At 39.1% G+C, this 12,321-nt stretch carries 11 protein-coding genes; 9 read left to right on the top strand and 2 right to left on the bottom strand.

Annotation, left to right across the window (positions count from 1 at the left end; translation table 11 throughout):
- Positions 1–108 precede the first annotated feature (108 nt).
- From F2A31_RS09050 to F2A31_RS09025, 6 genes are all read left to right on the top strand, one after another.
- Positions 109–1,017: an NAD(+) kinase gene (locus F2A31_RS09050; RefSeq protein ID WP_171490580.1), complete on the top strand. Its 909-nt coding sequence runs from the start codon at positions 109–111 to the stop codon at positions 1,015–1,017.
- Positions 1,014–1,286 carry a YeaC family protein gene (locus F2A31_RS09045; RefSeq protein WP_125503238.1) on the top strand — a complete coding sequence of 91 codons (273 nt, stop codon included), beginning with the start codon at positions 1,014–1,016 and terminating at the stop codon, positions 1,284–1,286. The genes F2A31_RS09050 and F2A31_RS09045 overlap by 4 nt, the downstream gene beginning before the upstream one ends.
- 211 nt (positions 1,287–1,497) lie before the next feature.
- Positions 1,498–4,275: a type VI secretion system Vgr family protein gene (locus F2A31_RS09040; protein WP_150026112.1), complete on the top strand. Its 2,778-nt coding sequence runs from the start codon at positions 1,498–1,500 to the stop codon at positions 4,273–4,275.
- A 3-nt stretch (positions 4,276–4,278) separates the two neighbouring features.
- Positions 4,279–5,391 carry a DUF2515 family protein gene (locus F2A31_RS09035; RefSeq protein ID WP_171490579.1) on the top strand — a complete coding sequence of 371 codons (1,113 nt, stop codon included), beginning with the start codon at positions 4,279–4,281 and terminating at the stop codon, positions 5,389–5,391.
- Entirely contained in the window at positions 5,375–6,256 is an 882-nt protein-coding gene (locus F2A31_RS09030; protein ID WP_150026111.1) for a hypothetical protein, read from the top strand. Before F2A31_RS09035 ends, F2A31_RS09030 begins: the two co-directional genes overlap by 17 nt.
- Positions 6,257–6,261: 5 nt before the next feature.
- Positions 6,262–7,143, top strand: coding sequence for a hypothetical protein (locus F2A31_RS09025; RefSeq protein WP_150026110.1), 882 nt, complete (start codon positions 6,262–6,264; stop codon positions 7,141–7,143).
- A 67-nt stretch (positions 7,144–7,210) separates the two neighbouring features.
- Here F2A31_RS09025 and F2A31_RS09020 read toward each other — a convergent pair whose 3' ends face one another.
- The gene (locus F2A31_RS09020) at positions 7,211–8,209 is read right to left on the bottom strand and encodes a glycosyl transferase family protein (protein ID WP_109440342.1); all 999 of its coding nucleotides are present in this window, start codon (positions 8,207–8,209) and stop codon (positions 7,211–7,213) included.
- Positions 8,210–8,456: 247 nt separating this feature from the next.
- Between F2A31_RS09020 and F2A31_RS09015 the strand changes: the two genes are divergently transcribed.
- A complete protein-coding gene (locus F2A31_RS09015; RefSeq protein WP_150027744.1) occupies positions 8,457–9,602 on the top strand; it encodes an acyl-CoA dehydrogenase family protein in 1,146 nt (381 codons plus the stop codon).
- Between the two features lie 110 nt (positions 9,603–9,712).
- Positions 9,713–10,282, top strand: a complete 570-nt coding sequence (locus F2A31_RS09010) for a GNAT family N-acetyltransferase (RefSeq protein WP_228715629.1) — start codon at positions 9,713–9,715, stop codon at positions 10,280–10,282.
- A gap of 3 nt (positions 10,283–10,285) precedes the next feature.
- Here the strand turns inward: F2A31_RS09010 and F2A31_RS09005 are convergent, their stop codons facing one another.
- Positions 10,286–10,909, bottom strand: coding sequence for a hypothetical protein (locus tag F2A31_RS09005; protein ID WP_150026107.1), 624 nt, complete (start codon positions 10,907–10,909; stop codon positions 10,286–10,288).
- A gap of 247 nt (positions 10,910–11,156) precedes the next feature.
- On the opposite strand from F2A31_RS09005, the gene pheA reads away from it, so the two are divergent.
- Positions 11,157–12,266 carry a prephenate dehydratase gene (pheA, locus tag F2A31_RS09000; protein ID WP_150026106.1) on the top strand — a complete coding sequence of 370 codons (1,110 nt, stop codon included), beginning with the start codon at positions 11,157–11,159 and terminating at the stop codon, positions 12,264–12,266.
- Positions 12,267–12,321 lie beyond the last annotated feature (55 nt).

Raw genomic sequence — 12,321 nt, 5'->3', positions numbered from 1 at the left:
GGAGAATCACTGCATTAAAAACATAGAATCTACATTTTTATAGTTTTTAATCAATCATCAACGAATAATGATATGATAGGCGAGAATCGCAACGGAGCCACATTTTTCGTGCAAATTTCACATAAATCCTTTCGAAATATTGGTCTAATTGGGCGACCAGATAAGTATTCTGTTGTAGAAACGTTATGTCTCATTCATGATCATTTAATTACTTTAGGGCTAAATCCAGTCTTTGATCAAGAAACATCACAATTGGTTCCATACAGCCACGGACAAACCGTAAGCCGTAACTTATTGGGTGAAGTTGTTGATCTTGTTGTCGTTGTGGGCGGTGATGGGTCTCTATTACATGCTGCTCGCGCCTTGGTTCGATACAATACTCCTGTAATTGGCATTAACCGTGGTCGATTAGGTTTTTTAACTGATATTAAACCTGCGGAAGCTATTTTTAAACTTGATCAGGTGTTACAAGGTCGATTTCAATTGGATCGTCGTTTCTTGTTGGAAATGGAAGTTCGTACCAATAATGAAACAATCTATGATGCGATTGCTTTAAATGATGTGGTCTTACATTCAGGAAAGTCGGTTCATATGATTGATTTTGAACTGAGTATTGATGGGCAATATGTGTATCGCCAACACAGTGATGGTTTGATTGTATCGACACCGACAGGCTCAACAGCATATGCATTGTCAGGTGGTGGGCCTATTTTACACCCAAGTATGGATGCAATTGCCTTAGTTCCGATGCATCCACATACACTATCATCACGTCCAATCGTTGTGGGTGGCCATAGCGAAGTTAAAATCACGATTCGAGAAAATCGTGTTTTACCAATGGTCAGTGCTGACGGACAACATAGTGTTGCATTAAATGTTGGTGATACTGTACATATTCGAAAACATCCATTTAAACTAAGCTTATTACATCCACCTGGTTATGACTTCTATATGGCATGTCGTACTAAACTAGGCTGGAATCAAGATTTCGAATCTTTTCAACAGGATGAATCATGAATATTGAACAAATGCTCGCTATTTTAAATCCTGAGATTGTAGAGCGATTAAAAACAGCCGTTGAAATCGGTAAATGGCCAAATGGTGTTGCCTTGACTAAAGAGCAACGTCAAATTTGCATGCAAGCTGTTTATGCATGGGAAATAGAAAATCTTCCAGAAGAACAGCGTAGCGGTTATATTGATCGTGGTAGCAAAGAAGAAGGTGAGGAATGTGATGATGATCATCATAAAAATGAGCCTGAGTTCAAGCCGATTCGTTTTGTGTAATGATGCTTAAGAAATATAAAATGTCTCGATTTTCTCGGGACATTTTTTTATCGTTTGATTTAATCATGACGAATAGATCAGAAATGAGACTGTTTAAATAAATTGCAATAAAATAAGACAAAAATTGTCACAAATAGACGGGACGGTCTGAACATCTAATTGAATTTTCCTGTAAAATGCCCTCACGTTTAAAAAAACTCAATAAGAAGCGATGTTCAAGACTATCTTTGCTGCATTAGAACAACTCGGCTTAACCGCACAAAAACGTGCGATACACATACAATTTGCCAATCCGAGCTTAAATCAACAAGTCTTCCTCCAAAAAATTCAAGGTCAGCATGCCATTAATCAGGGCATGACTGCAGAACTGATCTGCCTATCCACTAACGCCCACATCCCATTAAAACAATTCATCGGCTGTCAGGCAGCGATAGACCAAGTCACCGATACAGGCACACTGTTTAGAACCACAGGGATTATCACAGAAGCCGTACAAGGACAATCTGACGGTAGCCTTACGCTGTATAAACTCAAACTCCAAGATGCAACCGCGCTGTGGCATAAACGCCGAAACAGCCGCGTGTTTATGAATAAAACTGTACTCGACATCGTACAAACCCTATTCAAAGAATGGCAACAACGCAGCCTACTATTTGCATCGAGTCTTACACTCGACCTTGGTGGGATCAAACAAGACTACGACATCCGTCCCTTTGTGATGCAAGCCAATGAAAGCGACTACGACTTCATTACCCGATTGCTCCGAAGCGAAGGCATTAACTGGCTGATTGATGAAGCTCAACTGAACGTTGCCAACAGCACCAGTCCAATCCAAGCCCAAAAACTCCGCTTGATCGATGACAACAGCCAATACCAAGCCCTAGAACGAAGAACAATTCGCTACCATCGTAGCAGTGCCACCGAACAATACGACAGCATGACCAGCCTCATTGCAGAACGTTCGTTACAACCAACGGCAGTCCATATCCAACGCTGGCAAGCTGATGCCCTAGAACAAGAAGATGGGGCAGGTAGCGTCCAAAGCAAACACCAACATAGCCAACAATACGACAACGCTAGTCTAGGACTCGAAGATGCATGGCACTTCACTCCCGCATGGATGCAAGACTTGAATGGTGAAGATGGTGCAACCGCTTCAGGCAACGCCCAAATCGAAAAACTGAACCAACACCTCAGCCACTACCACGATGCCCAAGCCAAACAATTTATCGCCAGTACTACCGTACGAGACACCCAAGTGGGCTACTGGTTTAAACTCAACGAACACCCAGAGATCGACCAACACAGTGGTGCAGACCAAGAATTTCTAATCACCGCCAAAAGCTACTACAACCAAAACAACCTACCCAAAGACTTAAACCAACAAATCCAAAGCTTGATCGATCAAAGCCAATGGCAGCAAGACCACAAGCACACAAACAAGAGCGAAGAACGCCAAGCCAACCAACTGACCCTACAACGCCGTAACATCAAAACCGTACCCGAATACCATCCACTGCAACACCGTCCAACTGCTCACCCACAACGCGCAAGAGTGGTGGGACCCGAAGGCGAAGAAATCCATGTGGATGAATGGGGACGAATCAAAGTTCGCTTCCTATTTACCCGCAATGACGACCATAGCCACGATGGTGGCGCAGGCAGCAACAACAACGATACCGATTCAGCTTGGGTGGATGTACTAACCCCGTGGGCAGGCGAAGGCTATGGCGCACGCTTCCTACCCCGCATTGGTGAAATCGTCGTCATCGACTTCTTTGATGGCAACATCGACCGTCCCTTTGTCACAGGACGACTCCACGAAGCACAACGCAGTCCAACAAAATTCGATGACCAAGGCAAATTACCTGATACCAAAAAACTAGCAGGGATCAAATCCAAAGAATATCAAGGTTCAGGCTACAACCAACTGCGCTTTGATGACACTACTGGACAGATCAGTGCACAACTACAAAGCAGCCATGCAGCCAGCCAACTCAATCTCGGTAAGCTGAGCCATCCCAAAGCCCAAGCAGAAAGCGAAGACCGAGGTGAAGGCTTTGAACTACGCACAGACCAATGGGGTGCGATCCGAGCAGGGGAAGGCTTACTGATCACCACCCATGCACAAGCGCAAGCCGAAGGTGAACATCTCGAAGCACAAACAGCCAAACAACAACTGGAAGGCAACCAAAACAATGCCAAAGCCCTGAGTGAAGTGGCAAAGAACCAACAAACGGATGAATTGGAGTCGGTAGAGCAGCTCAAAAGCTTTGCAGAAGAAATTCAGCAAGATATAGCCAAATTCAACAAAGCCTTACTATTACTCAGCTCACCAAATGGCATCGGACTTAGCACCTCAGAAGACATCCATCTATCCGCGGATGGACAACTAAACCAATGTGCAGGGGATAGTGTTAACCTGACCACGCAAAAGAACCTGATTGCCCAAGCCAGTCAAAAGATCAGCTTATTTGCCGCACAAAATGGAATCAAACAAGTGGCAGGCAAAGGCAAGGTTGAGATACAGGCACAAGGGGATGGTTTAGATATATTGGCGAAAGCAGGAATACAAATTATCTCAACAGAAGATACGGTTTATTTTAATAGCCCGAAGGAAATTGTATTAAAGGCAGAGAGTTCTGAGCTCAAATTAAATGGTTCAGGGATCTTTCCAACAACAGGTGGAAAGTTCGAGGTGAAAGCCGGACAGCATTTGTTTAAATCTGGTCAGGCACTAGGCGTAAATATGAAAGGATTACCAGCTTTGGAGATTTTTGATGAACAATTTTCACTGAAATTACCTTCAGGTGAGCCTTTCAAGGAAATAGATTATAAAATCATTTCAGGTGATGAGACATTTATAGCTCAAACAAATAAAAAGGGGACGACGAAACGTATTCATTCACCGCAAGAAAAAGAGCTTAAGTTAGATCTAAACTGGATAAATTTACAGGTTGATCCCGACTCTGGCGAAGATCAGGAGTAAAAAGTGACTGGAAGTTTAGAGTGGCAGAGTAATACCAATACAAGTGAAAATAGTTGTACCTCAGTGCAGTGTGATTGCATTACATTTTGGGAGGTTTATCAACAGCAAGCGATTATCAGATTATCTAATCTCCAAGATCGAAACACCAATACTTATAAATTAGAACCTGGTTATGAAGCACGGGCTCGTCGAATCGCTTCTGTTTATGCCAAGATTTATTTAGAGACAGAAGTTTCAGGCAATCGTTTATTGAAAGGGCGTTATTACTGGATGGGCTTAGGCGCTTTTGCCTCAAAAACAGTCGCTGCTGTTTTTAAGCATGGTCTAACAAGATTTGGGTACAAATGGGTACCTCTGGGTTTCGTTCGCGACCCTGTACATTCTTTTGCAAAAGGTAACTTATGGTTATTTATGGATATTGCACCTTGGCATTATGCTTGGAGTGCTTCATCGGCCTCATTTGATCAATGTAAAACTCAGCGAAATGTTGTTAAATTTACACATATTAAAAATCAAGTTATGAATTTGCCTTGGTCGAGTTGTTTACCGACTATTAAAAATTTACAGTGTACCCCTGAGATAAATCAGGGGTTTAGATATTTACCAATGATTGAGAATATATTTAAAAATACAGGTGGAACAAGGCAGGATAAATTCAAACAAGCAGCTAATGATCTTTTTGATCACCTTCTAATTATTGCAGTTCAAGAACAGAATAATATTTTACAGCAAATTGTGTGGAAAGATTGGAAAGTTCAAGGTCAAGCTATGATTCAACGAACTACAGGCACCCCAGAAAGTACGTTAGTTTTATCTAGTGACTATGATGTAGATGCCGTAAAGCCAAACCGTCATGGACAATACACAGGACGACATGCAGCGGAGTTAACCCAATTGCCCGATACTGTGTATAGTGAGCCATTAGAGGGAACAAAAGTGGAAAACTACGATAGTCGAATGAAATGGATTCAAAAAGCTGCTGAGAAATATCATGATTTAATGCAAAGTGAATTAGGCCGAGTTTTTTTAGAAAAAGAACTAGCAGTCATTGCAATGTGGGGAACAAGCAGAGCAGAGTTTAATGTAGGAAGAGACAGTAATGATGGCAAAATATAAACAATTCCTTTGCATCTTTCTGTTCGGATTATTAATAAGTGCATGCCAACCAAAAGTGAGTCAATATATGAACCATCAACAGACTTATATCCTGCATTTGGGTTCTCAAGGTGTACAAGATTTTATGAAATATACTGGTGGACAGGTTGATCATCAACCTGCAGGTATGAATTTCATGGAGTTGGACTGGAATCCACCAAATTTGGGTAAAGTTAGAATTGAGCATGGTGTCAACAGCCTAGAACTAGATCATGTATTTTCGGTTATGGGTGCTCAATTGGCGAATGATCCGAATATAAAAGGAATTAAAAGTATTGTAGTCAATGCTGGCCTAACTCAAGAAGAATTTGTAGAGCCAAAACAAGCATATGCTGCTTATGTCGAGTTAATGCAGAGAATTAATAAGGCTGGTTGGAAACAATATTTTTATCGTTTTAGTGGAAGGGTTGCTAAAGAAGATAACCTCAAATATTTATTAAAAGGGCGTGATGTTATAGATCCAAGCTATATATTTACTTTTGATGAATGGGTAAAAGTAATAAATACCATTCCAACTAAATCTTTAGCTTATCGTTTGTATTCAAATGGAATAATTTTAAATATAAGTCTAAAGCAAACCGCTTTAAATGAGCATGCTCAAGAACAATATATGCTTAGATATAGTTTTCAGACAATTCGATATGATGAGCGTAATAGTATAACAGGATCTTATAAAATGGATGCGAGTGAGTTAGAAGAAGCATTTAAGAAAATGCTTGAAAGAAATAAACAAGCTCGATTGCATGAAGAGAAAAGGTTGAAAACAGAAGGTTATAGAATAGATGAAAGCTATAAAGACCCAGATGTTTGGCCTTATGTGAAGTAATAGATATGTTTCACCTGCATAAGGGTTTAGTGGCTATTCTGCTATTCTTAACTTTGAGCGCCTGTAATGTGGGTACTCAAAAAGATATCAATATAAATAACGAACAAATTTATACCTTACATTTAGGATCAGAAGGTATACAGGATTTCTTAAAATATACGAATGGAGAAGTTGATCGTCAGCCAGCGGGTATGAATTTTATGACCCTAAATTGGAATCCACCTCATTTAGGAAAAGTTAGAATTGAGCATGGTATCAATAGTTTGGAGCTGGAGAATATATTTTCAGTGATGGGTTCACAACTTTCAGATAGTCTAGGGGATGGTATCCAGATTATCGATATTGATGCGGGTCTGACCCATGAAGAATTTGTAACATCAGAACAGGCTTATGTAGCTTATGCTAGCTTAATGAAAAAAATTAATGAGGCAGGCTGGCAGCAATACTTTTATCGATTTGATGCAAGGATTGCAAAGGAGGATAATCTAAAATATATTTTAGACCGAAAAGAAGTGATTGATCCGGCATATATTCTAAGTTTTAAGGAGTGGCAGGAAGTTTTCAATAAAATACCTACAAAGGTATTTTCATATCAGCTTTATAGCAATGGTCTTTTATTAAAATTTAGTATTGATCAAACTGCCATTAATGAGAAAAAACAAGAACAATATATGTTGCGCTACACAATACAGACTATACGTTATGATGAAAGAAATAGTATTAGTAATTCTGATCAAATGACTGCAAAAGAATTAAAAATCGCATTTCAACAAATGGTGGAGAAAAATAAACTAGTGAGACTTACACAAGAAAAAGAAGCAAAACAAAAGGGATATAAAATAGATGAAAATTATCAAAATCCTGATGTTTGGCCTTATGTGAAGTAATCATTTTGTCGTGAATAAAATTCAATTAACAAAGAAGCGATTTCACTGAGAAATCGCTTCACTTATCTTAATTTAAACGACTATCCCAAAGCACTTTAGCTTTCACCATGGCTTCATCGTAGCTGTTGACAGCGCCCATTGTATAAAGTGCGATTCCCATAGTCTCTATGATTGCCATTTCACCATATTCATGTGTTTGCTCACCGAGCCAAACAGCCTTAAATACTGCGAGATCAAGTTCTTCTTCGATTGGGCTACGATCAGGCGTCAGTTTAGGTAATTCATGCTCATATAACTCCCCATTTTTTATTCCACAAATAAGTGTCTTGGCATCAGGATTACGCTCAAACTCCCCACCTTCACCCTTAATCACTGCACTATTTTGATAACCTAAACGAAAAGCGGTTTGCTGGTGTGAAGTGCGATAAGCAGGATGGAAAATAGCTTGTAAAGTTGCTTTTGCATTGAATGGATTAATTAAACGCGCAAGTGTGTGAATCGGAGAGCGTAAGCCCATCACGTTTCTCAGTGAAATAAGCTCACTTAGAATTGGTGAGATGACTTCCAGTGGCAGATAGGCAAAATTATGTTGATTGAGTTGAGTGCTGACATCTTGTTCATTTTGGCAAATAGAATAGCCTAAGTATTGAAGAACTTGCTCAGTATAAACACGGTTAATCGTATGACCTGATGCACCATGCATAACGATCTTGTAACCATGATGTGCCAAAGTTAGTGCTGCTAATAAAAACCAAGGATAGTGTTTACGTTTACCTGCATATGATGACCAGTCTAAATCGACATCAAGTGGGGCAAAGTTCAATTGATCACGGGTTGCTTGAACAAAACCAGCAAGTTCATCTACGGATTCCTCTTTAACACGTAAAAGCATTAAAAAGGCACCAAGCTGTACATCAAGCACTTCATCTTTCAAAATCATACTAAATGCTTGATAAGCTTCTTCATAGCTAAGTGAGCGAGAACCTGTTTTGCCTTTCCCTAAAATACGGACATATTGTGCAAAGGGATGTTCAGCAGTTTTATAGATATTTCGTTTTGTGTTCATGATCAGATTTAAGACGTCGCTAGCAGTGAAATTAATATGACATAAAAGCAGCATGTTTAGCGGAAAAATTCAGTTGTGCTGTTTAATCATTAATCAACTGTGCGTCAATTTGCATGATTGCAAATAAAATAATTGACCGAATGAGTCTAGTGATTTGATGCAAACGGAACATGACATCTAGCCTAAAAATCATTAGCATGACGTCGAAGTAATTTTTTAAGAAAAATGAAATCGAAAGGAAATAATGATGTTAGCTTACGATGCAGATTTGGAACTCTTCCGCGATAACTTTAAACGTTTTATGAGCGAACATATTGCACCTCATTATGAACAATGGGAACGAGAAGGGCTTATGCCTCGTTCTGTTTGGAACTTATTAGGTGAAAATGGTTTCTTGTGTGTAGATGTGCCAGAAGAATATGGTGGTTATGGTGTACCAACACATTATTCATTGATGTTAGTAGAAGAATCTGCACGTGCAGGTTATTGCGCATTATCAACCGCGATTTCATGTCACTCTGAAATTGCAGCACCATATATTCAACATATTGGTACAGAAGAGCAAAAGCAATACTGGCTACCTAAAATGGTATCTGGTGAAGCTGTTGGCGCGATTGGGATGACTGAACCGGGTGCTGGTTCAGATTTACAAGCAATGCGTACGAGTGCCATTTTGCAAGATGATCATTATTTATTGAATGGCTCTAAAACTTTTATCTCAAATGGTCAACATGCGGATGTTGTGGTACTTGCGGTAAAAACCGATCCACAAGCACGCGCTAAAGGCGTATCTTTATTGTTGGTTGATACCCATCTGGATGGATTTAAGAAGGGAACAAATTTAGACAAGATCGGTTTACATTCGCAAGATACTTCAGAATTGTTCTTTGATAATGTAAAAGTACCTAAAGACCAATTACTTGGTAACGCAGGTTCAGGTTTTGCTTATTTGATGCAAGAGTTACCACGCGAACGTACTGCAATTGCATCAACTGCTTTGGGTGCCATTCGCGGAGCAATAGATTTAGCAACGACCTATGTAAAAGAGCGTCAAGCTTTTGGCCAAGCAATTGCGCAGTTCCAAAATACACGTTTCGTGTTGGCTCAAGCGAAGATTGATGAATTGGCAACGGCAGCGTTTTACAACCAAAACGTTGAATTGTATATGCAAGGTAAATTGGATGTTGAAACTGCTGCGGCATTGAAGAGCTTCAGTACTGATATGCAGATGAAAGTTGCAGATAACTTACTTCAACTCTTCGGTGGTTATGGTTATATGACTGAATATCCGATTTCTCGTTTCTTTGTAGATGCACGTATCCAACGTATTTACGGTGGTACCAACGAGATTATGAAAGAAATCGTAGCACGTGGTTTGATTGGTAAAGCTTAATTTAAGATTGGATGACATTTAAATCGCGATTTAAATGTGTAAATTGAGTTGAATCAGTTAATCTGATTCAACTTTTTTATATTTAAACATATCATATTATGGGGATAAACTTGTTTCAAAATCAGAAGTTTATTTCGGCACTCGTAAATGAGGAGATTTATTTACATGTATTGTGTGAAGAAGATGCTCAAGATGTATATGAGGCGATTATTGATTCTTTAGCTCACTTACAGAAGTATCCTGCAACAATTCCTTGGGTGTTAAATGAACAAAGTTTAGAGAATACGAAATTATATTGTCAGCACATACAAGATAATCTATCAAAAAATAAGGATATCGTATTTGTCATTCGACATAAGAAAACAGCACGTCTAATTGGTCTAGTTGGATTGCATAATATCTGTTGGGAGATTTCCAGACTAGAAATTGGTTTTTGGGGAAACACCGCATTTAATAAACAAGGTCTGATGAAGCAGGCGATCCAACTCTTACTTAACGTTTTACAGGTTCATTATCGTTTTAAACGTATAGAGGCTTTTGTTGATCAAGAAAATCAAGAAGCAAGAAAGCTGTGTGAAACACTGAATTTTCAATTGGAACATATAATGCGAAATGAGCTTAGGAACCCGGTTGATAGTTCTTTTCGCCATTTATGTGTTTATACGATTGTAAGTGGGTAACTCTTATTTTTCTTGCATATAAATCACAGGGTATTCTTTTTGTTTTGGTAATTTTTGTAGTGCGTGATTGATCTTTATTAGGAATTCATCGGCTTTGTCTTGGTTTGGTAAGTGAGTATTATATTGACTTCTTTTTTGAATATTTACACCACAACCACGTATTTCCATATTGCTGGGATCAAAGGCCCAGTTATGAGGATCTTTTAGTGTAATGCTTAAATCACTATCACAACTTTGCCATAATTTTAGAAATTCACTTGATGAGTTTTGATTAAAACCTTGTGCAGGATACACAGTAAATCCTTTCATTTCAGAATTAAAAAACCGTATAAACTTTGCTGATGGCATGCCACCCCAAACGATTGCTGTATTTGTGGGCAACACAATGTCAGTTAAATCTCTCTCGTTTAAGGGCTTTGTCTGTTGATTTTTCTGACTAAAATTTTGTGCTTTATATGTTAATTTTGTTTGTGGGGGAACTGTGATCCCTCGAATGTAAGTGGTACTTTGGGTGATGTAGTAGGGCGAAGTGTCGGCCGTGCAACCCGTTGGATTATAGCATCCTATACACGCTGTTAAATTAATACTACTTAAGCTTAGTGTTGTGACTAAAAACAATTTATTCATTTATTGTTACTGTTGTTATTAGATTTAAATCAATTATAGCCAAAGCAATGCAAGAAAAATATTTAGATTTGATAAATAATGAGCGATACGCCCAAATCATGAATAGGTTTCCTAAAAGTTTGGCAGCAAAAAGAGTTAAAACTCAGCGTGTTTAATGTATGAAAGTCTTGTTATACTAGCTGAATTGAACAATTCATTGATGAATTGTAATCCATTCTTATAGATGATTTTGCTGAGGCTACATTCAATGGTAAACGATGGACAGAACACATCGAATTCACTTAACTTAGAACAAATTCGTAATGATATTGATAGTGTTGATCAACAAATCCAAGAATTACTAAATCGTCGCGCTTCGTTGGCTGAGGCTGTAGCTAAGGCGAAATTTGCAGCAGAAGAAAATCCATTATTTTATCGTCCAGAACGTGAAGCACAAGTATTACGTAAAGTTATGGAGCGTAATCAAGGTCCTTTATCCGATGCGACGATGGCTCGATTGTTCCGTGAAATTATGTCTGCATGTTTGGCGCTTGAAGCACCACAGAGCATTGCATTCTTAGGGCCTGAAGGAACATTTACGCAATCGGCTGTTTTGAAGCATTTTGGGCAAGATGCAATTGTGCGTCCGTTGCCAACTATTGATGAGGTGTTCCGTGAAGTTGAGGCAGGTAGTGCACATTATGGTGTGGTGCCAGTTGAAAACTCATCTGAAGGAATCGTAAACCATACCCTTGATTGTTTTAAAGCATCGACTTTAAATGTCATCGGTGAGGTAGAACTTCGGATTCATCATCAATTTCTTGTGTCAGAAAATACTCGTAAAGATAGTATTAAACAAATCTACGCCCATCAGCAGACTTTAGCACAGTGCCGTAAGTGGTTGGATGCTCATTATCCCAGTGTAGAGCGTGTTGCCCTAAATTCTAATGCAGAGGCTGCACGCCGTATTCGTAATGAATGGCATTCTGCTGCGATTGCATCTGATATTGCGGCGAATATGTATAATCTTGAGATTTTACATAGCAATATTGAGGATAATCCAGAAAATACGACGCGATTCCTTGTGATTGGCCGTGAAAAAATTCCTCAAAGTGGTAATGATAAAACTTCTTTATTGATCTCAGCACATGATCGTGCAGGTGCTTTATTAGAGATCCTTGCACCGTTTGCAAAGCATCAAATCAGCTTGACCAGTATTGAAACGCGCCCAGCTTTACCTGAAAAATGGGCCTATGTGTTCTTTATTGATTTAGAAGGTCATATTGATCAAGCTAATGTAGCTGCAGCTTTAGACGAAATTCGTCCGATGGTTAAAGAGCTGCGAGTACTGGGTTCTTATCCAATCGCTGTTTTATAATTTTTGACCGTATGGGTAGGTGGTTTATACATCTATCCATATCAAAATCGTCTTA

The sequence above is a fragment of the Acinetobacter suaedae genome, from assembly GCF_008630915.1.
Lineage (GTDB): Bacteria > Pseudomonadota > Gammaproteobacteria > Pseudomonadales > Moraxellaceae > Acinetobacter > Acinetobacter suaedae.
This window is presented reverse-complemented; position numbering and strand designations above follow the sequence as displayed.